Raw genomic sequence first — 23,471 nt, 5'->3', positions numbered from 1 at the left:
ATGGGTGATGTCAGCCAGTTATTTACTAAAGCAGATAAAAAGCAAATGGATAGGAATATCCAAGAGCTTGCCTGTCTTTGGGTCAGCCGCATAGATCGAGGACTAAGTAAAACTGAAAGGCAACAACTTATGGCTTGGTGTAAGCAAAACACTGAGCACCATAACGTGTTAATTGAGATGGCTTCTTATTGGGATGATCTAAGTGTATTGAATAAATTAAGCTATGTACCCGTCAAGTGTTACTGATAAAAATTATTTTATAAACAAAAGCTTACAGTGGAATTAAACAATTAACTAACCAGATAAATAATCGTTTAGTTAACCTAATAATATGGCTCTGTTCAACAACACTGTTGTTAGCTTATAAAGTCTACTATTCAAAGGATTAGAGATAATATTAACATGTTAGCCAAATTTTTTGTAAATCAGACTTAAGTCCATCACCGTTAAACAGGCAATTAATGCGGTAGGTCAAAAACATCTACAACAGATATTATTTTTGTTGGTTGGCATTCATGCCAAAACGGTTCAATTTTATTTAACCTGATGCACAAAAACCTAACAGACTGTTGTTTTTGTTAACTAAAAGCTGATAGATATTTTACTGACAGCTGCCTCTTAAAACCTGACACACAAAAATCTAACAGACAAAAACCTAACAGACAAAGCAAGCTGACTATTGTCTCTGTTAACTGAAAGCTGATAGCCAAAAGCTTCTTTATGTCGTTGCAGGATAATTTTAGTATTTATTCTAACAAAAAGTTTAACGGCACTATCTTATACCAATCCCATTAAGTTATTGCTCACTTGTACTAGTTAAAATAGCTCAAGGCTGTGTTGCTCTCAATCCCAATAGCCAGCTATTGCTCAATCGAGCGCCTTACCTTGAGTTATTTTTCCTGCGCACAACAAGATCACAGACTTAATGGAACTGGTATTACTTACCTTGGCTAAATCTCCTTCCTAACGTTCATCAGTCTTATTTACTTTTTATTTATTTGATATTTATTTAATATTTATTTAATCAAGATAGTTAGCCGGCATTACTGGTTGTTTCATTACAGATGAAGAAAATAATAAACATTAAAAATAAATTGGAGGATTTCCCCTGCCTAGCTGTTTATTTATATTGCACAGTTGGCAAAAGAAATTTCGCCTGAATAAAGCCTTAATTACATTTGGCCAACAGGTCAGTCAAACGATTATGTTCTCTTTTGATTTGACCAAATAACATCAAGCAAAGGTATTAAAAATCTTATTATCCAGTTAACTTTGGCCTAAAAAATGACTAAATGGTTTAGTTGCTGTTGTTAATAACTTTGGTCATCCGAGTATTCCAGTTGATTCACATAAAAAAGAGAGATAACAATGAAAAATAAAAACATGCACGCCACGCTAATTCCCCTTTTAATCGGGGCAGCCAGTCAAACCGCGCTGGCACAAGAACCCGCTCAAGTACAAGAAAGTGAAATAGAGAAAATAGCGATTATTGGTAGTCGAGTTGCTGGCCGTTCTGCTGAAGAATTACCAGTACCAGTAGATATTTTATCCGCAGAAGCATTAGCCAATACCGGCCAAACAGAAGTGGGTCGTATGCTTCAAGCTATTGCGCCATCATTTAACTTCTCTAGCTCTTCCATCAGTGATGGTAGCGATGCATTACGTCCAGCGACACTACGAGGCCTAGGACCAGATCAAACCTTAGTATTGATCAATGGTCGTCGTCGTCACCAAGCCAGTTTAATTCATATAAATACCTCTGTTGGCCGCGGTACTGCAGGAACAGATATGAATGCTATCCCGGCGGCATCGATTAAGCGCATTGAAGTATTGCGAGATGGGGCTGCCGCTCAATATGGCTCTGACGCTATAGCGGGCGTGATTAATATTGTACTTAACGATGCCAGTGAAGGCGGTAAAGTTGCAGTATCTTATGGTGAATACTCAGAAGGTGATGGTGAAACAACCAATGTAGACCTTACTAAGGGCTTTAACTTAGGAGACAACGGTTACTTAAATACCACCTTAAACTTTAGAGACCGTGGCCTTACTAACCGCGCGGGTTTACATGGTTCATGCCAATTCTCCGGATGTACCGAGTTAGCTAATGGTCATTTATTATTAAGCGACCCAAGAGAAGCAACAGCTAGCAGATCCACTTTTAGAATTGGTGATGCAGACTCTAGCCAGTTTGGTTTAACCATTAATACTGGTTATGAATTAGGTGATGGTGAATTATACGGCTTCCTTACTTACTCAAATCGCGATAATGAATCTGCCGCATTTTTTCGCCACAACAATAATACCGGCGGTAATGCCCTGCTGCAAGATGGTGATGCGACTATTCCTAACGGATTTTTACCTAAAATTAATACTGAAATAAAAGATTTTTCTTATAATATCGGCTATCAAACAGGGTTTTCTGATGGCTCATCTTTAGACTTTTCTTATACCTATGGTCAAAACAATATAGATTATGTTACCAGTGATACCATCAACTCTTCTTATGCTAACTCATTACGCTATAGCTCAAGTTTAACGGCGGATGAAATTCGATCTTCTATTCCGCGCGAAGCTTCAGCATACGGATTAGAGTTATCACTGCAAACCTTAAACCTTGACTATACCCAAGACTATGAGTTGTTTTCATTAGCTATGGGAGCAGAAATTAGAACTGATCAGTTTATAGTCACGGCGGGAGATGAATATTCCTATCGCGATTATGACACTGATAATAAAGGCAACAGCTTATACATAGATGACCGTTCTGCCGGTACGCAAGGGTTTGGTGGTACCGCGCCGATGCAAGCGGTAGATGAAACTCGTGATGTTATCTCTTTTTATATCGATGTTGAAACTGAAGTAACGGAAGACTTAATTGTCAGTGCTGCAGCCCGTTATGATGATTACCAAGGTTTTGGTGATAGTACTAATTTTAAATTAGCCGCAAATTGGTCAATAACTGAGACTATCGCCATTCGAGGTGCGATGAGTACGGGTTTCCGAGCTCCGTCAATGCAGCAACTTTATACCGACAATATTAGTACCCAGTTTCAAAACGATCCAAATAACCCCGATGGCGATCAAATTGCTGTACAGGTTGGTACTTTTCGTAATGACTCAAACCTTGCCAAAGCGATCGGTATTCCTGAGTTAAAAGAAGAAGAAGCAACCAATTTTAGTTTAGGTACGGTAATTAATCTTAGCGATGAAATTAACTTAACTGTTGATTGGTACTCAATTGATATTGATGATCGTATTGTGCTGAGTAATTCATTAGGTCAAGGTTTATCACCAGCTCTAGATGCAGCATTAATTGCCTCTGGCGCGGGTGCTGGACAGTTTTTCCTTAATGGTGCTGACACTGAAACCAAAGGTATTGATATCATTGCTACTTGGAATACTGAGCTCTTAGGTGGTGACTTTAACTTAACCGCAGCCGCTAACTTTACTGAGACTGATGTAGTCAGTATCTATACGCCAAAAAACAGTGCGCTAGGAGGGGTAAACCCAGGTAATGTTTTTTCAGAACAAGATATTTCTATTATTGAAGAGTGGCAACCACAAGACCGTATTAGCTTAAGTAGTTTATATACTGTCGATAATGTCAGTATCAATTTGTCCTTTAACCGTTATGGCGAATACACAGTGACCGATGGCGGTAGTCAAACCTACGGCGCTGAAGTATTAACTGATTTACGCATCAACTATCATGTCACTGATGACTTGTCATTTAACATTGGTGGTAATAATTTGTTTGATGTTTATCCAGATAAAAATACCATAGGTAATTCACGCTCAGGCACCATAGAAGATGCAAGTGGTAATATTGTCGTCAGTAGCCCAGGAGTATTTACTTATTCACGTCGCTCAGCACCTTTTGGATTTAACGGCGCATTTTATTATGCGGGCGCTGAATTTAAATTCTAAGCTTATTGACTAGAAGGTAAAGCCAAGCGCAGAATCATCTGCGCTTTTTATTGCCGTCTTTTTAAATCAACTTGGTATTACCTTCATCATTAGACCTGAAAGAATAAAACCATTGCAATGTCGGTCTATTGCTAAACCCATAACTCATCTTTGGCATAAAGCTGATAAAGACCTTCCGCTTTATTCACTAGCAGTTTTGCATATTCAACTTGTTCCTCAACATCACTTTTTAACAAACTATCAGCTTGTACTTGCCATTTAAAAGTAAAGTGGCGTAATACGTTACGAGCCGGCTCATTTTGTTCCAAAACTAAATGGTCTGTGGGTAAATCGCCACTGATCACCCAGACCTTGGTTTTATCTAACAAGTTAATTTTCCATACCGCCATTAAAGGGATCAAATAACGACTTTCAGTGTCGGCAACACTTTCTGTTACTAAGCCTTTCTCTGCAAGATATTTAGTTGCTTTTAAGTACTGCTCTCGGATCCAAGCTTGTTGTTGTTCTTGAGTCATTGCTAATTTATCTGTCATGTTTAGGTTCTTTTTATTAATAAGTTAATAACGGGAAGTTTGTATGGATTAATTCACAGCAAAGTTCAAATTCATTTATAGCTTCACTAGCGAAGCATTTACCTAAATGGTATTGTGCGCAGCGAATTATTACAACCCTAGTTGAAGTAAAATTAATACTTGAACTATTTCTAAGATCAATGGAGATTTCGATAGTGGCCGTTTTTGATTTGGTAGATTTTGATAACCATGAACAAGTCGTTTATTGCAGTGACGAAGCATCAGGGCTAAAAGCCATTATAGCCGTTCATAGCACAGCCTTAGGGCCAGCAGCTGGCGGTTGTCGTTTTTGGGATTATGCAAGTGATGAAGCCGCACTTAAAGATGTATTACGTTTATCTAAAGGCATGACTTATAAAAATGCCATGGCCGGTTTAAAACTAGGCGGTGGCAAAGGCGTTATTATTGGTGACGCTAAAACATTAAAATCAACCGCGTTGTTTAAGGCCTATGGCCAAGCGGTTAATAATTTAAATGGTCGCTACTATACCGCTGAAGATATTAATATCACTACCGGCGACATGGCAATCGTTAACCAAAGCACCGCTTTTGTTTCTGGTCTTGAAGGTAAAAGCGGCAACCCTGCACCATTCACCGCATTAGGTACTTTTTTAGGCATTAAAGCCGCCGTTAAATTTAAGTTAGATAAAGATGACTTAACCGGTATCAAAGTGGCAGTACAAGGCTTAGGCAGTGTGGGTTATTCACTTTGTGAAAAATTACATGCCGCTGGCGCTGAGTTAATTGTCACTGATATTAATCAGCTTGCACTCGATAAAGCGGTTGCAAAACTAAATGCAACTGTTGTGGGTTTAGACGAGATTTATAGTCAAGATGTTGATGTATACTCGCCCTGTGCACTAGGTGCTTCGATTAATGATGACACGATAAAGCAATTAAAAGCTACGATAGTGGCCGGTTGTGCTAATAATCAATTAGCCGAGTCTCGCCATGATCAAATGCTATCAGAAAAAGGCATTTTGTATGTCCCTGATTATGTCATTAACGCTGGTGGTATTATTAATGTTGCTTTAGAAATTTATCCAGAACCTTATTGTGCTGACAGTGCGACAAGGTTAGTAGAAAATATTTACCACACCTTGATGACTGTTTTCGAAACAGCGGCGGCGAATAACATGCCAACGGGCTTTATTGCCGATGAAATGGCACGTAATATTATCGCTAATGGTGCGAAATAGCTTTAACATTAATCGGCTAGATTGCTAAATTAATAGCTATTAGTACTTAAGCTATTAGCTTTCAGTCTTCAGCTATCAGCATAAAGTTAGTCTAGACAATAAAAGCACCGAGAGGTGCTTTTATTGTCTATAAAGTATAGCGATATTTAAGTTGATTTTGTCAACACTTAGCCAAATAGGTTAGGTGTTTATGCTAAAAATAAGCTACAAGGTGTTTAATAAAGCCTGCACTGGATGCAAGGTTAGCTTGTTATCTAAACGCTTTATTTGACTACGACAAGAGTAGCCAGTAACCAATATTTGCTCAGTAGCCAAGTCTGCTACTTTATTATGCCAGCTCATTTTATAAAGTGTTTTAGAATTATCTAAATTAACTTTTTCATGGCCGTAGGTACCTGCCATACCACAACAGCCCACCGACACACTGGATAATGACAAACCAAAATGTTGGAATATATGCTGCCACTGCCCTTCACTACCTGCTAACGCGGTTTTTTCGGTACAATGAGCAAAGAGCTTATAATCTACAGAATTTTCGCTCTTAAGCACTTTATCAATCACCCTGCTACTTGGTGACTTGATAATCGCTATTAGCCATTCGTGCGCTAATTTGACCTCAAAATCACCACGATTATTACCTAACACTTGGTTATATTCGTCTCTAAAGCATAAGGCTAGTGATGCGTCTAAACCCACCATGGGTATGTCAAGTTGATGAATTTGATTTAGAAAATCTGCTGTTGATTTAGCCGTTTTGGCAAACTTAGCTAAAAAACCTTTTACGTGTTGCGGCTTACCATTAGGTTTAAATGGTAATAATATCGGTTCAAAACCAAGCTTTTTCACCAACAACATAAAGTCTTCAACCACTTTGGCATCATAAAACGACGTAAATGGGTCTTGAACAATTAACAATGTCTTCGCACGTTTATCAGCAGACAGGCTTTTAAGTGCTGATAAATCAAAGCTGGTAAATTTATGCTTCGCAATTCTTTGCGCTAATGTCGGAGTCGACAATAGTGGCGTGTCAACATAGCCGATAGTCACTTGCGAGAATTTATCATAAATATTAGACGCTAAAACACTGTTAATTATTTTTGGTGCTTTAGCCATTATTGGCGTCATAGATTCTACATTCGCCACTAAGTGATCTTTTAGCGGTCTAAAATATCGTGAGTGGTAAAGATTAATAAATCGTGCTCTAAAATCAGGTACGTCAACTTTGATCGGACACTGACTCGCGCAAGCTTTACAGGCTAAACACCCCTGCATAGCTTCCATTACTTCATGAGAAAAGTCATCGTTCTCAACGCCTTTAAACTGACTATTAAAACGGTTTTTTACCTTGTCTAATAATCTTTTTACTGACCAATGTTGTATATTTTGCTCTAACGCTAACACATCAACACCTTTAGATTCGACTAAACGCAACCACTCACGCATTAAGCCAGCTCTACCTTTTGGCGAATGCCTACGATCTCGTGTGACCTTGCTTGAAGGACACATCGGGCTGTCTACATCATAATTAAAGCATAAGCCATTACCATTACAGTCAAGCGCAGAACTGAAGGAGTCTTTTACCGTAATAGGTATTTGTCTATCGTAAAAGCCACGCTTGGTGTCATCAACGGACACTAGCTTTTCAGTGGAAAGGTAAGGCGTACAAATTTTACCTGGATTCATCTTATTTAACGGGTCAAAAGCCGCTTTAATCTTTCTTAATTCGGTAAATAAAGTCTCACCAAAAAATTCAGGGCCATATTCGCTGCGATAACCTTTACCATGCTCGCCCCACATTAAACCGCCATATTTAGCGGTTAATGCCACCACTTGATCTGAAATTTCTCTCAGTAAAAGTTCTTGCTCTGGGTCGCACATATCCAATGCCGGCCGAACATGTAAAACGCCTGCATCAACATGACCAAACATACCGTAGTGCAAACCATGGCTATCAAGTAGCTGTCTAAACTCAACAATATAATCAGCTAAATTTTCTGGTGGTACAGCGGTGTCCTCGGCAAAGGCTAGCGGCTTTTGGCTACCTTTAGTATTACCCAATAAGCCAACCGCTTTTTTACGCATAGCGTATAACTTGCCAATACTGGCTAGATTGGAGGTCACTTGATAACCAATAACACCGGTTTTATTAGCTATATCTTTATCAAGCTCGAGACATAACGCGCTAACTTGCTCGGCAAGGCCTTCAACACTCTCGCCGTTATATTCCACCATATTGATGCCATCCATTACGGCGCCATCAACATCTTGCAACATATCACTTACCAGTTGCCAAACAATATCTTGTTTAGCTAGATTCAATACTTTACTGTCAATGGTTTCCACTGACGTCGCTTTAGCTTGCACTAATCGCGGTGAATGGCGCAGCGCCGAGTCAAAACTGTCATATTTAATGTTAATGAGTGTTTTAGCTTTAGCGATCGGTGTTAAATTTAGTTTGGCTTCACAAACAAAAGCTAACGAGCCTTCAGAGCCAGTAATAATACGGCTTAAATCCACTACTGATAAGTCGTCATTAAAAACGTGTTCTAAATCATAACCAGTGAGGAATCGGTTCAAACGGGGAAATTTTTCTAAAATTAAGGCGCGATTTTCACCACAAGACTTAAGGACTTGTTGCATTAGTTTTGCTTCACTGCTGTCTTGCTGAGCTAATGCCTGTGCTTGAGCAATGGTTTGAGGTTTTGTGTTTAAAAATTCGCCATTAACTAATACGCTTTCAAGTGCTAAAACGTGATTAGAGGTTTTACCATAAACCAGTGAGCCTTGACCTGAAGCATCGGTGTTAATCATACCACCAATAGTGGCTCTGCTGCTGGTGGATAAATCAGGAGAAAAGAAAAAACCATAGGGTTTAAGATAATCATTTAATTGGTCTTTAATCACTCCAGCTTCGACTCGAACCCAATTCTCTTCGACATTGATCTCTAAAATACGATTCATATATTTTGATAAATCAAGCACGATACCTGGCGTTAAACTTTGGCCATTAGTACCAGTGCCGCCGCCGCGAGCACTAAACTTTATCGCGTTAAATTGCTCTTCACTGCCTAGTAGCGTTACTATTTGAATATCTTGCTTACAGCGTGGATGCAGCACTAATTGTGGCAATTGTTGATAAATACTATTGTCGGTTGCGTGCGCTAAACGTGCGCTATATTGAAAGTGTATATCACCGGTAAAATGTTTAGTCGCCAAGATTTTGGCAAACTCTTGATATAAAGGAGAAACTAACTCTTGAGGACTTAAGCGAGGTAACATAGGTGAAAAGTCTATTAACAATATTATGTGGCTGATATTATATCACGCCATATTGTCAATTTGATCAGTTAACAAAAAAAGCCTAAGAACTTTTTTATCATCGTCATGATAAAAAGCACCTAGGCGTGGTTTAATGAAAAAGTAATGTATAATTAATGTAAACCCGCGCCACTTCAACTTAACTTTAACTTAACTTCAAGTAGCAGATTTGTGCGGGATTAAACCGTTATTTACTTTTTATTGTGCTGTTCCGCTAAATATAACCAAGTGGGTAATACCGTATCAGGGTTCAGTGATAAACTTTCAATGCCCTTTTCGACTAACCATGCCGCAAAATCAGGATGATCTGACGGTCCTTGACCGCAAATACCGACATATTTCCCACGCGCCTTACAGGCTTTAATCGCCATTTCTAACAAAATTTTAATCGCAGGATCTCGCTCATCAAATAGGTGAGCAACTAAACCAGAGTCACGATCCAAGCCTAAGGTTAATTGCGTTAAATCATTAGAGCCAATAGAGAAACCATCAAAGTAGTCTAAAAACTGATCGGCTAATAAAGCATTAGAGGGTAATTCACACATCATAATAATACGCAGTCCATTTTCACCACGTTTTAAACCATGCTCTGCTAGAATATCAATAACCGCTGCAGCTTCGCCAAGGGTGCGAATAAATGGGATCATAATCTCAACATGGGTCATGTCCATGTCGTTACGTACGCGTTTAATCGCCTCACATTCCAGCGCAAAACAATCTCTAAAATCTTTCGAGATATAACGTGAAGCACCCCGGTAACCTATCATTGGGTTTTCTTCTTCCGGCTCAAAGCCTTCACCACCGACTAAGTTTGCATATTCGTTTGATTTAAAATCAGACATACGCACAATCACTTTTTCTGGTGCGTAGGCGGCAGCTAAGGTAGAAATACCTTCAGTTAACTTAGCAATATAAAACTCAACGGGGTTGTCATAACCAGCAATAATCTCGCGAATTTCCTCTTGAAGTTCTGCTGATTGCTCATCAAAATTCAATAACGCTTTCGGATGCACACCAATCATTTTGTTAATAATAAACTCCAAACGCGCCAAACCAATGCCAGCATGTGGCAAACGAGCAAAAGCAAAAGCACGATCGGGGTTGCCGACATTCATCATTATTTTCAATGGTAAATCTGGCATTGAATCAACTTCTGAAGTGGTAACGGTAAAGTCTAATTGGCCTTGATAAATAAAGCCCGTATCACCTTCAGCACAAGAAACTGTTACTTCATCACCTGTCGATATTTTACTAGTCGCGTTACCACAACCAACAACCGCTGGAATCCCCATTTCACGAGCAATAATCGCGGCATGACAGGTTCTGCCGCCACGATTAGTGACAATAGCAGAAGCACGTTTCATGATAGGCTCCCAATCTGGATCCGTCATATCGGTAACTAACACATCACCCGGTAAAATTTTATCCATTTCAGCCAGTGAAGATAATACCTTAGCTTTACCACTACCTATTTTATGACCAATCGAGCGACCTTCACAAATAATGTTGGCGGTGGCTTGTAATTGAAATTGCTCCATCACATTAGCATTTTCACGGCTTTTAACCGTTTCTGGTCGCGCTTGTACAATGTACAACTTACCGTCTAGACCGTCTTTAGCCCATTCAATGTCCATGGCACGACCGTAATGTTTTTCAATTACTACCGCTTGTTTGGCTAATTCTTCAACTTCTTGATCGGTAAGAGAGAAAGTATCTGATTGTGCTTGGTCAATACCAACAATTTCAACTTGTTTACCGTGCTCTGGATTATCAGCATAAATCATTTTAATGGCTTTACTACCAATATTGCGGCGTACAACCGCAGGTTTACCTTTTGCTAATGTTGGCTTATGAACATAAAATTCATCTGGATTAACCGCACCTTGCACCACCATTTCGCCTAAACCATAGCTTGAAGTAATAAAAACGACATCTTCAAAACCTGATTCAGTATCAATTGAAAACATCACGCCACTAGCAGAAATATCACTGCGTACCATGCGCTGAATGCCGGCAGAAAGCGCAACACCACGATGATCATAACCTTGATGTACACGGTAAGAAATAGCGCGGTCATTAAAAAGTGAAGCAAATACGTGTTTAATCGCGATCATTACCGCGTCTAAACCGCGAACATTGAGGAAAGTTTCTTGTTGGCCGGCAAACGAAGCGTCGGGCATATCTTCGGCGGTTGCTGACGAACGTACGGCAAATGAAGCGTCATCGGCAAAGCCACCGGCAAGTTTTGCGTAAGCTTTTTCAATATCTTGCTGCATGTCGGGTAAAAAAGGCGTGTCGATAACCCATTGACGAATTTTAGCACCACACTCGGCTAAGGCATTAATATCACCGACATCTAAATCATCTAACAGCTGATAAATTTTATCGTTCAGACCGCTTTGTTCTAGAAATTCATTAAAAGCAAATGAGGTGGTGGCAAAGCCCCCTGGCACTTGTACACCAACATTTGAAAGATTTGAAATCATTTCACCCAATGATGCATTTTTACCGCCTACGCGATCAACATCATTCATTCCTAAATTTTCATACCAAAGCACATATTCTTGCACGACAACATCTCCACTGAAAATAATAAAATTTAAGAAAGCTATTTTAAAAGAATCTATTAACCGATAAACAGAAAATAGCCCAAAAATAGCTTTCTTAACGCCTTTATCAAAGTATGTTTGATTAAATGGTGTATTTCACGCTACAGACATTTTACACTGCTAACCTTGAAACTAAAGCACTATTTGTAAGTTTTCACCAGGGACTATTGCATTATCCCCTATTCATCACGGCATAATATATAGGATTAACTATGCGAGCAGCTTTTTATATTTCTGACGGTACAGCGATCACTTCTGAAGTTTTTGGTCATGCCTTATTATCACTTTTTCCTATGGAATTTGAGCACGACACCATTCCTTTTGTCGAAACAAAAGAAAAAGCACTTGAGGCTTGTAAGCGGATAAATAAAGCAGCGAAGCGAACTGGCTTACCGCCACTGGTCTTTCATACCTTCGTCAATCCAGACATTAGAGAAATTATCGACGCTTGTGACGGCGTTATTTATAATTTTCTTGAACACTTTGTTGCGCCTCTTGAGCAAGAGCTTGGTATTGAAGCTAAGCCTAAAGCCCATAGAACACATAGTATTCATGAGAATAGTTATGACTATCGCATCGAAGCGGTTAATTACTCTATGGCAAACGATGACGGTTCAAATGTCACTAACTATGAGCATGCTGACGTAATACTGGTCGGTGTTTCTCGCTCAGGTAAAACACCAACAGCACTTTACTTAGCCCTGCAATATGGTATTAAAGCGGCAAACTACCCATTTACTGATGATGATATGGAAGAACTACAAATACCTACTTTTTTAAAAATGCATAAAAAGAAAATATTTGGTTTAACCATAGATGCAGAACGTTTAGTTGATATTCGCGATGGCAGAATGGCCAATACTAAATACTCATCAGCACGCCAGTGTCGCATGGAAGTACGAGAAGTAGAAAAATTATATAAACAAGAAAAAATTCCGTTCCTCAATACCACTAAGCTTTCTATTGAAGAAATAACGGCGAAAATATTGTCAGAAACAGGTCTTCAGCGCTACAAATATTAGCTTAAGAGCATTTAGTTATATAATAAAGTTAGAAAGCGGTTCACTTAACCAACTATTTTCGTTATGTTAGCGCGATATTATTATTGCGCTGCATATCTATATGCAGGCTAACAAGTATTTGATAGCCCATGACCATAAAAACTGATGAATTTAGAACCACATTAATTGACAATTTAGTTTCTCCTGCTGAACTTGCTCAGCAGATCCCACTTGACGATGAAACCGCGAATTTTATTATCAATAGCCGCAAGGATATTGAGGCCATTATTAAGGGTGATGATAAACGCCTACTGGTCATTATTGGCCCTTGTTCTATTCATGATACTGATGCCGCAATAGACTACGCTAAAAAATTAAAAGTCTTGCAAGAAAAATATGCTGATGAATTATTGATTGTCATGCGAGTGTATTTTGAAAAACCTCGCACAACCGTAGGTTGGAAAGGTTTAATTAGTGACCCTGATTTAGATAAATCATTTCAGGTCGCTAAAGGACTCAACCTAGCGCGTAATTTGCTACTGCAAATCAATAAATTAGGCTTAGCTGCCGGCACTGAATTTTTAGATATGGTCACTGGTCAATATATTTCTGATTTGATCAGTTGGGGCGCTATTGGCGCACGTACCACAGAGAGCCAAGTACATAGAGAACTGGCTTCTGCACTTTCTTGCCCGGTTGGTTTTAAAAACGGTACCGATGGCAATATTCAAATTGCGGTTGACGCCATTAAAGCGGCCAGTGTGCCACATGTACTTTATTCGCCAAATAAAAGTGGTCAAATGTGTATTTATCAAACCCATGGCAACCCTTTTGCTCACGTTATTTTACGCGGTGGTAAAACACCGAACTATCAACAAGAGTATATCAAGGCTACTGGTGAAACATTGACTAAATCTGCATTAGCAGAGAAAGTAATGATCGATTGTAGTCATGGGAACAGCTATAAAGATCATAATAAACAAATGGATGTAGCACAATCACTAGCTGAGCAAATACAAGCTGGCAACCAATCTATCTTTGGTATTATGATTGAAAGTTTTATTGTGGCAGGTAATCAAAAAGTAGTCGCCGAGCAGCCTTTGGTTTATGGACAAAGTATTACTGATGCTTGTATTGACTTAGATACTAGTGAAGAGATTCTCAGTGTTTTAGCAAATGCGATTAAAATAAGAATGTTATAAGTAATCTGTTATCAGGTAACTGAATTTAGAAAATAATACAGCCTGGGGTGCATCGACGTACAAGGGTGCACTAATGCCATGGAGCCATGGATGGTTAGGAACAGCCATGCACCCGCGATATTGCCGACATGGATCTTGGTACTAGTTTTTGTCTGGAACTAAAAAACTGACCGTACATCCTGTACATAAAAAAGCCAGTGATCAAAATGATCACTGGCTTTTTTTATACTAACTTTCTAAACTATTTCTGAACTATTTTTAAAGCTACTCTGCTGATTAAAAGAAGTTAGCTTTAAATTCAACACCCCAAAAGCGCGGTTCATTAACATAGCCGGTTAAATTGTTGAAATCGATAGCACCGGTAAGTTTTTCTTCATCGGTAATATTACGACCAAAAACTGCCACTTCGTATTCTGCATTATCTGTATACCATTCGTAACCAACACGAACACCACCTTCTAATAACGCATCACCAGTAAACTCTGTTGACTCGTATAAGAAGAAGTTAACTTCGCTACGGTAAGACCAATCAGTGTAAACATAAAGTTGACCTTCACCCATTTCTTTCGTCCAACGGGCCGCTAAGTTTGAAATCCACTCAGGCGATTGTGGTAATGAGTTACCATCAATCAAGGCTAAACCGTCACTATTTAATGGTGACGTTACCGTACAACCACCGCCACAACCCGGCACAGCAACATTGCTATCTTGCAATTCTGTGTGGTTATAACTTAGGCTCGCTGTTAATGCTAGGTTGGGGGTAACAAAGTATTCTGAGTCAAGCTCAAAACCATAACCCACTGATTTATCTGCGTTGAGTAGGCTTGCTACGTTACCCGAACCACCAACAGCCGTTAGCTGCTGATCATTAACAACGTAGTAATATACTGAGCCATCAACACGCGCGGTGTTTTCTAAAAATACCGATTTAAAACCTGTTTCTACAGAATCTACTGTTTCAGAATCTGCTGTTGTTGAATTTGCCGAGAATAATAAACTACGACCTTGAATACTTGGCGCACGGTAACCGCGAGCTAAACGTGCATAAACGTTAGTTTCATCGTTTAATACATAAGTAGCACTTAAATCACCGCTCACTTGTGAGTCTTGCACATTATTACTTTCAGAAAAACTTGGCGCACCAAATGGTGACTGAACTAATTCTCCATCCCAGTCACGTTTATCATCTGAATAGCGTAAACCACCGTTAATGCTTAACTTATTAGAGACTTCATAATCGAGTGACGCAAAAACTGCCCAGGCTGAAGTTTTCATTTGTTGTATCGCAATACCGTCTTGTACTCCGCCGCCTAAGGTATTAAAACTTAAATTATTAATCGTTAAGTCTTCATCAAATAAGAAATAACCGAATTGATAATCTAACTTACCTAAGTCGTTACTCGCGATACGTATTTCTTGAGTAAGTTGCTTATGATCTGGCATTCTAGCGCCAGTTTCAGAAGGGAAAGGAATAAAACCAGGTCCCATGTAATCATCTAAGAATGCAGCACCGTAACCACCATCAATATCGCCTACTGAAAACATTTCAGCTGACTCATAACCGGTTACAGATGTTAAGGTATGATTACCCATATTGTATTCGATTTTTAAACTAGCGCCTTTCATATCAACCGTTTGGTTATTACGAACAGCAGCATCTTGAAATACAGTTTCGCGGTCAAAGTTATCAATTAAGTCATTGGTGCCAGGTTTAATGATATTGGCTCTGAAAACGCGTGAATCGGCTTGGGCATCGCGATAATGGTAATTAAACAACGCAGAAAAATCGTCACTTGGTTCCCACAATAGTTGCAAACGGCCTGCGGTTTCAGCGTAACCGCCTAATTGATCTTTTTGCTCAAAGCCAGGTGCTTTGTTGTCAATCCAATCGTCACGGTCTTGTTGTAATAATGCGATGCGTGCTGACAAAGTGTCTGTTAAGCCACCACCAACAGCAACACGAAAATCAGTGCTACCAAAACTACCATACGAGCCAGAAATATTGGCGTCAAAGTCTTGTGTTGGCTTTTTCGATTCTACTTTAACAATGCCCGCTGGCGTATTACGGCCAAATAATGTGCCTTGAGGACCACGCAAAACTTCTACACGTTCAATGTCAAACATTGGCATACCTTTAGTTAAGGCATTTTCTAACACAACATCATCATAAATCAATGAAACGGGTTGTGATGCTAGCAAGTCAAAATCTGTATTACCTAAACCACGAATGTAAAAACGTGGAAACGTTCGACCAAAAGAAGACTCGATTAATAAACTTGGTACTTTTGCAGACAGTGATCTAACATCCATACCTGAAGAACCTAATACTTCAAGTTTTTTAGCCGTAAGTGCTGATACTGAAATAGGCACATCTTTTATATTTTCAGTACGCTTACGCGCAGTTACTTCAATAACTTCAACGCCGACAACATCGGTTTTATTAGCATTTTCTTGTGCTAAAGCAGCTGTAGATACACCTGCACCACACGCAAAAATAGCCGCATTGACGCAAAGCGCGAGCGACGTTTTTTGAAAAACATTCATTAAGTACTCTCCCAAGAACTGTTTATGTTTTGTTTAAATTTTTTTATTAGCCTTGCATTTTATGCGAGTGCCAAGTTATTAGTGTTGTTTCATAGCTCAAGATCAGACAAAAAGCTTGTACCATAGGGCATTTTATCTAATTTAAATAATTCTGCGATAGTTTGACCAATATCGGCAAAAGTACTACGTTCGCCAATATTAACAGATCGTATCTGTTTGTGGAATGCAATAACAGGTACATATTCTCGCGTATGGTCGTTACCATGCCAAGTTGGGTCACAACCATGATCGGCGGTTAAAAAAAGCACATCATCTTCATTCATAGCCGCCATCACTTCGGGTAAACGCTGATCAAAATTTTCTAATGCCAAAGCGTAGCCTATCGGATCACGGCGATGACCGTAGTCTTGGTCAAAATTGACTAAATTAGTAAATATCAGACTATTATCTTGTGCTGTATTGATATGCGAAATAGTTGCATCTAATAAGGCATCAATACCCGTGGCTTTAGTTTTTTCGCTGATACCTTGATGCGCATAAATGTCAGCAATTTTACCGACACTGATGACATAACCACCGGCTTGAGTGAAAGTGTCTAACACCGTGGGTGCTGGCGGTAAAATAGAATAGTCGCGTCGATTACCCGTACGGGTAAAATCTTCAGGGCTACTGCCAACAAAAGGTCTGGCGATAACACGGCCAACATTTCTGTCAGCAAGTAACTCACGCACTGTTTCACAATATTTATAGAGGTTATCCAAGCCAAAGTGTTCTTCATGAGCCGCCACCTGAAACACACTATCAGCAGAGGTATAGCAAATAGGCAATCCAGTTTTAATATGCGTTTGCCCAAGTTGGTTAATAATATCGGTACCTGATGCGTGGCAATCGCCTAAAATACCTTCAAAGCCAGTTGCTTGGTTGATTTTTTCAATCAAATCAGCGGGGAAAGCGTTACCTTCTTTTGGAAAGTAGTCCCAATCAAATAATACCGGTACCCCCATCATTTCCCAATGGCCACTTGGCGTATCTTTACCTGTGCTGATCTCAGCCGCATAACCATAGGCACCTTGCACAGGCGCTTGCTTTGCCACAGGAAAACTAGCTTTTCCAGCTTCAAAAGCGGCTTGAACCAAGCCCATTTTTGCTAAATTAGTTAATTTGATTTCACGTTTTTCGTGCTGATTGAAATATCGTGCTAAATTAGCAAAAGTATTGGCACTGATATCACCAAAGTCTGCCGCATCGGGTGCATGCCCAATACCAAAACCGTCGATTACTAAAACTATTGCTCTTGCCATTTTAATTTCCCGTTATTAGATTGTTGCATTTTAAAAATTTTAAAAATTCATCCTTGTTTATAGCGATAAATTTCATGACCAAATGGTCAACATGTGATACTTTACCAAGCAATAAATTATAGACAATAGATATTTTATAAATATTTAAGGCACGAAGTCCCCTTTTGCCTAAATTTTAATGAATCTCAGCATAATTAGTTCATAATACGAGTGCGTTGACTTGTCGACAACAACATCGTTATAAATAATAACTTAACCCTTTTTTAACCCTATTTTTAAGGCTCTCTGTTTTGCAAACTAATAAACCGACGATTATTGCGGTAACCGGTGCTTCGGCATCTGGAAAGTCACTTTTTGCTCAAACTATTTACGATGAACTGTTACCTGAGCTAGGGTCGAGCGGTATTGCTATTATCAAAGAAGATTCTTACTACAAGTCTCAATCTCATCTCTCGATGGCAGAACGTATAAAAACAAATTATGATCACCCTAACGCCTTTGAACATAGTTTGCTATCGCAACATTTAAGTCAGTTAAGTGCAAATAAAAGTGTCGATATACCCACCTATTGTTATAAAACACATACCCGATTAGATGAAACTCAACATTTAGCACCGACACCGATAATTTTAATTGAAGGTATTCTTTTATTTGCCGATGAAGAATTGCGAGACAAATTTAATATTAAAATATATATTGATACCCCGCTCGATATTTGTCTAGTGCGCAGAATAAAGCGAGATACGCTTGAACGTTCTCGCAGCATAGCGTCAATCACCGAACAATACTTAACCACTGTTCGTCCTATGTACCACCAGCATATACAGCCAAATAAACCCTTTGCCGATGTTGTGGTGACTCGTGGCGGTAAAAATAGAATGGCAATAGAAATGCTAAAAGCAAAAATTCGTCAACTGATGCAGAGACGTCTTTAATTTTTACCAACAATAGAATTAAAAATTGATGTAATTAAAGTAAATATAATAATGATAACAAAACAATTTATGAGGTAATTATGGAATTAGGTGCACTTAGAGGCGTCATTGGCATTTTCGCGTTATTGGCAGTGGCGGTTTTTTTCTCTAAAGATCGCAGCGCAATTAACTGGCGAACCGTAGGTTTTGCCTTTGCATTACAGATATTACTCGGTGCATTTGTACTTTATGTGCCTTTTGGTAAAGATATTTTGGGTTCAATAACCAATGGTGTTCAACAGGTTATTAACAGTGCACAGGCCGGCATAAACTTCTTGTTTGGCGGTTTAGGCACTGATGCCATGTATGATAACGGTGTGGGCTTTGTTTTTGCTATTCGTGTGCTGCCCGTTATTATCTTCTTTTCATCACTTATCGCGGTACTTTACTACCTTAATATTATGCAATGGGTAGTAAAAATTATTGGCGGTAGTTTACAAAAGCTATTAAAAACCTCAAAACCTGAGTCACTGTCTGCCACGGCTAATATTTTTGTTGGCCAAACAGAAGCTCCTTTAGTTATTCGCCCCTATATCGCGAAAATGAGTCAATCAGAGCTTTTCGCCATTATGGTTGGTGGTTTAGCCTCGGTCGCAGGTTCAATATTAGCCGGCTATGCTGGCTTAGGCGTTAAACTTGAATACTTAATTGCCGCATCATTTATGGCAGCACCTGGTGGCTTGCTGATGGCAAAACTACTGATGCCTGAAACAGAAGTCATTGATAATGATTATAGCGATGTTGAATTGGCCGAAGCAGACGCTAAACCCGTTAATGTTATCGATGCCGCAGCCACAGGTGCCGCCTCAGGCTTGAAGCTTGCGGTTAACGTAGGCGCAATGTTGTTGGCCTTTATTGCCATTATCGCCTTACTTAATGCTATGGTCTCAGGCTTTGGCAACTTATTAGGCTTTGAAGGCATAACCATTGAATGGTTACTGGGCTATATTTTTGCCCCATTTGCCTACCTTATTGGTGTGCCATTTGAAGAGATGCTGCAAGCAGGTAGTTTTATTGGCCAAAAAATTGTCGTCAATGAATTCTTTGCCTACGTAAATTTTATTGAAATTAAAGATACGCTATCTCCAGCAACTCAAGCGATAGTGACCTTTGCTTTATGTGGCTTTGCTAACTTATCTTCTATTGCCATTTTATTAGGTGGCATTGGGTCAATGGCACCTAATCGTCGCCCTGACATTGCACGATTAGGTATGAAAGCCATGCTAGCAGCGACCATGGCTAACTTAATGAGTGCCGCGATTGCTGGGGTTTTTGTTAGCTTATAACGGTTAGGGATTAGAGATTAGCTCTCACTTTTAAGCTCTCAGTTATTTAAGATTAATTGTCGATTATTAGTGATAAATTTTGCTTTTGAGGTGAATATGAGTACTATTGAAGCATACGCACAGCGTGCACTTAACATGATGGATCTAACCAGTTTAACTGACGCTGAAAGTGCTGATGATATTATTCAGCTCTGCCAAAAGGCTAAATCACCTTGTGGTAACACCGCTGCTATCTGTATCTTTCCGCGTTTTGTGCCATTAGCAAAGAAAACCTTAGCGGCACAAGGTACGCCTGAGATAAAAGTTGCCACGGTAACTAATTTTCCTCACGGTAACGATGACATTGATATTGCCGTAGCTGAAACTAGAGCCGCTGTTGCCTATGGCGCAGATGAAGTCGATGTTGTCTTTCCCTACAAAGCCTTAATAAACGGTAATGACAGCCTGGGGTTCGAGCTTGTAAAAGCCTGTAAACAAGCTTGTGGCAATAACACTAAACTGAAAGTTATAATTGAAACCGGTGAGCTTAAAACTGACCAGCTTATTACTCAAGCGAGTGAAATTTGTATTGCTGCAGGTGCTGACTTTATTAAAACCTCAACCGGTAAAGTTGCGGTAAATGCCACGCCTAGGTCAGCTGAGCTGATGCTAAACGTCATTAAAGCTAAAAATACTCAGATAGGTTTTAAACCTGCTGGCGGCGTAAAAAACGCTGAAGATGCCGCAATTTATCTTGATTTAGCTGAAAATATTTTAGGCGCAGATTGGGCGACTAAAGCGCACTTTAGATTTGGCGCCAGCAGCCTATTAACCAATTTACTTAATACCTTAGGGGCGAGTAAACAAACGGCTGAGCCAACAAGCTATTAATCACATTGCACCTGACCGATTAAATACCCCCCAACAACCATAATTAGGATCTCAATATAGCGATGGCGCAATTATATTTTTATTATTCAACCATGAATGCCGGTAAGTCGACCCATTTATTGCAGTCTTCGTATAATTATCGTGAACGTGGTTTAGCAACATTGCTGTTCACCGCAAAAATTGACGATAGGTTTGCCAAGGGCAAAGTATCATCAAGATTAGGTATCGATGCCGATGCTTTATTATTTGATGATAAATCAGACATCTTCGAGCAAGTGAAGCGCCAAATGAATAGTGGTAACGTTGCTTGTATATTAATTGATGAAGCCCAGTTTTTAACTACTTCGCAAGTAAGGCAATTAACCGATATTGTCGATGAATTAAAAGTTCCTGTTTTAGCCTATGGTATTCGCACTGATTTTCTTGGTGAAACCTTTGTTGGTAGTGCCGCACTTCTTGCTTGGGCTGATAAATTAGTCGAATTAAAAACCATTTGTCATTGTGGTAAAAAAGCGAATTTTGTCATGCGCTGTGATGAACATGGCAATGCAGTTAAAGGTGGCAAACAGATAGAAGTGGGGGGTAATGAGCGTTACGAGTCTTTATGTCGTCGGCATTTTAAAGCCCTCGTTTGGCATTAACTAAGCGACTACCCTATTTAATATTTAACATAACTAATAACAAGGAATGCCATGGCATTCCTTGTTATTTTACTTATTTCAATAATGCTCATTTATTAACACTAGGTTGATTAACCCTACGTTTATTAACCTTAAGCGGAAATAGTTTGATAAATAACCGGTTGTTGCTCCGCTTGCTTGTCATCAATAACTAAAGCCCCTTGATACTGTAAACTGGCTAATAGTGCAGAGCTTTCATCTCTAGCATGTACTCGGGCCACCACATCGCCACGGTTAACTAAGGTACCAATGGGCAATACTCGGTCAAAACCAACACTATGATCAATTTTCTGACCATTTGCTGTCCGTCCACCTTTTAAGCCCACTACAGCCAAGCCAATATCACGGGTTTGCATACCATTAATGTAACCATGATCTAATGCAATAACATCTTTAATACATGCGGCGCGTTGCATTGAACGCCAAGGATCTTCCATAAAGTCACTTGGGCCACCTAAGGCGTGAATCATTTTACTAAATACTTCAGCTGCAGCGCCAGAAGCTAACACACTATTAATTTTTGCCAATGCGGCCTCTTCAGTGTCTACAACTTTTGCACTCACTAACATCGCTTTAGCTAATGCTACGACCACGGCATGTAAGCGAGGTTCACGCAGCGTGCCAGTTAAATATTTAACCGTTTCGGCCATTTCCAAGCTATTACCTGCTGTTGCACCTAATACTTGGTTCATATCTGTGATAATAGCTTGCGTCGGTACACCAGCACCATTAGCCACATTAACAATACTTTGCGCTAGCGCTTTAGCATCATCAATATTTGACATCATTGCACCGTTACCAACTTTAACGTCCATAACCAAAGTATCAAGCCCTGCCGCCAATTTTTTCGACAATATAGACGCCGTAATCAACGGAATAGATTCCACCGTGGCAGTAATATCACGGATACCATATAAGCGTTTATCGGCAGGCGCTAAATTATCAGTTTGAGAGATAATCGCCATACCTAAATCTTTTACAATAGTTTTAAATTCGGCGATACTAGGTTGGACATTAAAGCCAGCAATGCTTTCTAGTTTATCTGCTGTTCCACCGGTGTGGCCCAAGCCACGGCCTGCAATCATCGGGACATAAGCACCACAGGCTGCGACAATAGCGGCCAACATAAAGCTGACCTTATCGCCAACACCACCGGTTGAATGTTTATCAACTACTGGGCCGTCTAATTCTGGCCATGACAATACGTCACCTGAATTTTTCATCGCCATGGTAAAATCGATAATTTCACGGGTTTGCATGCCTTTTTGAAAAATCGCCATTGCCATTGAGCCGGCTTGAGCATCATTAAAATCTGATGTGACTAGGCCATCAACAAAGCTTTGAATTTGTGCTTGGGAGAGTGAACCACCATCACGTTTGGTACGAATTATTTCTTGCGGTAATAACATGAACTAAAATCCTTATTTTTCAAGTAAATCTTTGGGCGTAAAAGCATCCGGTAATAATTCATTAACTGTCCATTGCTTTTTATCATTGTTGTGATTAACCGCCATAACAAGTGCGTCGGGCGCTAAAAATTCAACAATGACTTGTCGACAAGCACCACAAGGTGGCGTTAATTTTTCCTGATTGGTATAAATAACCATGGCTGAAAATGCTTGTTCACCTGAAATAACCCCTTGTGCTAAACAATTACGCTCAGCACAAACCGTTAGCCCATAAGAGGCATTCTCTACGTTACAGCCTTTAACTATTTTACCGCTAGCCGTTAACGCTGCGGCACCAACATGAAAGTTACTATAAGGTGCATAGGCGTTTTCAAAGCCTACTTTTGCTGCATTAACCAGCGTTGATATTACATTATCTTCAATATTTGACATTATAGGAGCCTTTATCTGACCATGTGGTCAACTTATACTCTATCCTAGTAAATCAGGAATAGAAAAGCAACAGAAAAAAAACGTTAAATAAAATCTATTAAAGTGTATTGCCATTAGCTTATTTTTAGATCGTTATTTAATGAT

General features: G+C 39.5%; 16 protein-coding genes. 9 read left to right on the top strand and 7 right to left on the bottom strand.

What is annotated here, in order from left to right; translation table 11 throughout:
- Positions 1-246, top strand: coding sequence for a hypothetical protein (locus ESZ39_RS01410; RefSeq protein WP_191321677.1), 246 nt, complete (start codon positions 1-3; stop codon positions 244-246).
- Positions 247-1,368: 1,122 nt separating this feature from the next.
- Positions 1,369-3,930 (top strand): TonB-dependent receptor plug domain-containing protein, encoded by a 2,562-nt coding sequence (locus tag ESZ39_RS01405; RefSeq protein ID WP_146878002.1) that lies wholly within the window; start codon positions 1,369-1,371, stop codon positions 3,928-3,930.
- Positions 3,931-4,061: 131 nt separating this feature from the next.
- On the opposite strand, the gene ESZ39_RS01400 is transcribed toward ESZ39_RS01405, so the two are convergent.
- Positions 4,062-4,463 (bottom strand): DUF4826 family protein, encoded by a 402-nt coding sequence (locus ESZ39_RS01400; protein ID WP_223270195.1) that lies wholly within the window; start codon positions 4,461-4,463, stop codon positions 4,062-4,064.
- A 194-nt stretch (positions 4,464-4,657) separates the two neighbouring features.
- On the opposite strand from ESZ39_RS01400, the gene ESZ39_RS01395 reads away from it, so the two are divergent.
- A complete protein-coding gene (locus tag ESZ39_RS01395; protein WP_146878001.1) occupies positions 4,658-5,701 on the top strand; it encodes a Leu/Phe/Val dehydrogenase in 1,044 nt (347 codons plus the stop codon).
- Positions 5,702-5,905: 204 nt separating this feature from the next.
- Here ESZ39_RS01395 and ESZ39_RS01390 read toward each other — a convergent pair whose 3' ends face one another.
- Both ESZ39_RS01390 and ppsA read right to left on the bottom strand, forming a co-directional pair.
- Positions 5,906-8,980 (bottom strand): FAD-binding and (Fe-S)-binding domain-containing protein, encoded by a 3,075-nt coding sequence (locus ESZ39_RS01390; RefSeq protein WP_146878000.1) that lies wholly within the window; start codon positions 8,978-8,980, stop codon positions 5,906-5,908.
- A gap of 230 nt (positions 8,981-9,210) precedes the next feature.
- Complete coding sequence (gene ppsA / locus ESZ39_RS01385) at positions 9,211-11,589, bottom strand: phosphoenolpyruvate synthase (protein WP_146877999.1); 2,379 nt, start codon at positions 11,587-11,589, stop codon at positions 9,211-9,213.
- Between the two features lie 251 nt (positions 11,590-11,840).
- On the opposite strand from ppsA, the gene ESZ39_RS01380 reads away from it, so the two are divergent.
- Together ESZ39_RS01380 and ESZ39_RS01375 are read left to right on the top strand one after the other, a co-directional pair.
- Entirely contained in the window at positions 11,841-12,650 is an 810-nt protein-coding gene (locus ESZ39_RS01380; RefSeq protein WP_146877998.1) for a pyruvate, water dikinase regulatory protein, read from the top strand.
- 128 nt (positions 12,651-12,778) lie between these two features.
- Positions 12,779-13,831, top strand: coding sequence for a 3-deoxy-7-phosphoheptulonate synthase (locus tag ESZ39_RS01375; RefSeq protein ID WP_146877997.1), 1,053 nt, complete (start codon positions 12,779-12,781; stop codon positions 13,829-13,831).
- Positions 13,832-14,107: 276 nt separating this feature from the next.
- Here the strand turns inward: ESZ39_RS01375 and ESZ39_RS01370 are convergent, their stop codons facing one another.
- Both ESZ39_RS01370 and ESZ39_RS01365 read right to left on the bottom strand, forming a co-directional pair.
- On the bottom strand, positions 14,108-16,375 hold the full coding sequence (locus ESZ39_RS01370) for a TonB-dependent receptor (RefSeq protein ID WP_146877996.1): 2,268 nt from the start codon (positions 16,373-16,375) through the stop codon (positions 14,108-14,110).
- Positions 16,376-16,464: 89 nt separating this feature from the next.
- The gene (locus ESZ39_RS01365) at positions 16,465-17,676 is read right to left on the bottom strand and encodes a phosphopentomutase (protein WP_146877995.1); all 1,212 of its coding nucleotides are present in this window, start codon (positions 17,674-17,676) and stop codon (positions 16,465-16,467) included.
- A 290-nt stretch (positions 17,677-17,966) separates the two neighbouring features.
- Between ESZ39_RS01365 and udk the strand changes: the two genes are divergently transcribed.
- From udk to ESZ39_RS01345, 4 genes are all read left to right on the top strand, one after another.
- Positions 17,967-18,611: a uridine kinase gene (gene udk / locus ESZ39_RS01360; protein WP_146877994.1), complete on the top strand. Its 645-nt coding sequence runs from the start codon at positions 17,967-17,969 to the stop codon at positions 18,609-18,611.
- 80 nt (positions 18,612-18,691) lie between these two features.
- On the top strand, positions 18,692-19,936 hold the full coding sequence (locus ESZ39_RS01355; RefSeq protein WP_146877993.1) for a NupC/NupG family nucleoside CNT transporter: 1,245 nt from the start codon (positions 18,692-18,694) through the stop codon (positions 19,934-19,936).
- Positions 19,937-20,032: 96 nt separating this feature from the next.
- Entirely contained in the window at positions 20,033-20,806 is a 774-nt protein-coding gene (deoC, locus tag ESZ39_RS01350) for a deoxyribose-phosphate aldolase (protein ID WP_146877992.1), read from the top strand.
- A 62-nt stretch (positions 20,807-20,868) separates the two neighbouring features.
- Entirely contained in the window at positions 20,869-21,447 is a 579-nt protein-coding gene (locus ESZ39_RS01345; RefSeq protein WP_146877991.1) for a thymidine kinase, read from the top strand.
- 131 nt (positions 21,448-21,578) lie between these two features.
- Here ESZ39_RS01345 and deoA read toward each other — a convergent pair whose 3' ends face one another.
- Positions 21,579-22,895, bottom strand: a complete 1,317-nt coding sequence (deoA, locus tag ESZ39_RS01340) for a thymidine phosphorylase (RefSeq protein WP_146877990.1) — start codon at positions 22,893-22,895, stop codon at positions 21,579-21,581.
- A gap of 12 nt (positions 22,896-22,907) precedes the next feature.
- A complete protein-coding gene (locus ESZ39_RS01335) occupies positions 22,908-23,327 on the bottom strand; it encodes a cytidine deaminase (protein WP_146877989.1) in 420 nt (139 codons plus the stop codon).
- Positions 23,328-23,471 lie beyond the last annotated feature (144 nt).

It is taken from the genome of Colwellia sp. C1TZA3 (assembly GCF_007954265.1).
Taxonomy (GTDB): domain Bacteria; phylum Pseudomonadota; class Gammaproteobacteria; order Enterobacterales; family Alteromonadaceae; genus Cognaticolwellia.
This window is presented reverse-complemented; position numbering and strand designations above follow the sequence as displayed.

What these genes read in the sequence shown, in the direction of transcription:
- ESZ39_RS01410 (WP_191321677.1), top strand. Translation starts at nt 1, where the DNA reads ATGGGTGATGTCAGCCAGTTATTTACTAAAGCAGATAAAAAGCAAATG.
- deoA (WP_146877990.1), bottom strand. Translation starts at nt 22,895, where the DNA reads ATGTTATTACCGCAAGAAATAATTCGTACCAAACGTGATGGTGGTTCA.
- deoC (WP_146877992.1), top strand. Translation starts at nt 20,033, where the DNA reads ATGAGTACTATTGAAGCATACGCACAGCGTGCACTTAACATGATGGAT.
- ESZ39_RS01405 (WP_146878002.1), top strand. Translation starts at nt 1,369, where the DNA reads ATGAAAAATAAAAACATGCACGCCACGCTAATTCCCCTTTTAATCGGG.
- ESZ39_RS01365 (WP_146877995.1), bottom strand. Translation starts at nt 17,676, where the DNA reads ATGGCAAGAGCAATAGTTTTAGTAATCGACGGTTTTGGTATTGGGCAT.
- ESZ39_RS01345 (WP_146877991.1), top strand. Translation starts at nt 20,869, where the DNA reads ATGGCGCAATTATATTTTTATTATTCAACCATGAATGCCGGTAAGTCG.
- ESZ39_RS01335 (WP_146877989.1), bottom strand. Translation starts at nt 23,327, where the DNA reads ATGTCAAATATTGAAGATAATGTAATATCAACGCTGGTTAATGCAGCA.
- ESZ39_RS01370 (WP_146877996.1), bottom strand. Translation starts at nt 16,375, where the DNA reads ATGAATGTTTTTCAAAAAACGTCGCTCGCGCTTTGCGTCAATGCGGCT.
- ESZ39_RS01400 (WP_223270195.1), bottom strand. Translation starts at nt 4,463, where the DNA reads ATGACAGATAAATTAGCAATGACTCAAGAACAACAACAAGCTTGGATC.
- ESZ39_RS01390 (WP_146878000.1), bottom strand. Translation starts at nt 8,980, where the DNA reads ATGTTACCTCGCTTAAGTCCTCAAGAGTTAGTTTCTCCTTTATATCAA.
- ESZ39_RS01355 (WP_146877993.1), top strand. Translation starts at nt 18,692, where the DNA reads ATGGAATTAGGTGCACTTAGAGGCGTCATTGGCATTTTCGCGTTATTG.
- ESZ39_RS01375 (WP_146877997.1), top strand. Translation starts at nt 12,779, where the DNA reads ATGACCATAAAAACTGATGAATTTAGAACCACATTAATTGACAATTTA.
- ESZ39_RS01380 (WP_146877998.1), top strand. Translation starts at nt 11,841, where the DNA reads ATGCGAGCAGCTTTTTATATTTCTGACGGTACAGCGATCACTTCTGAA.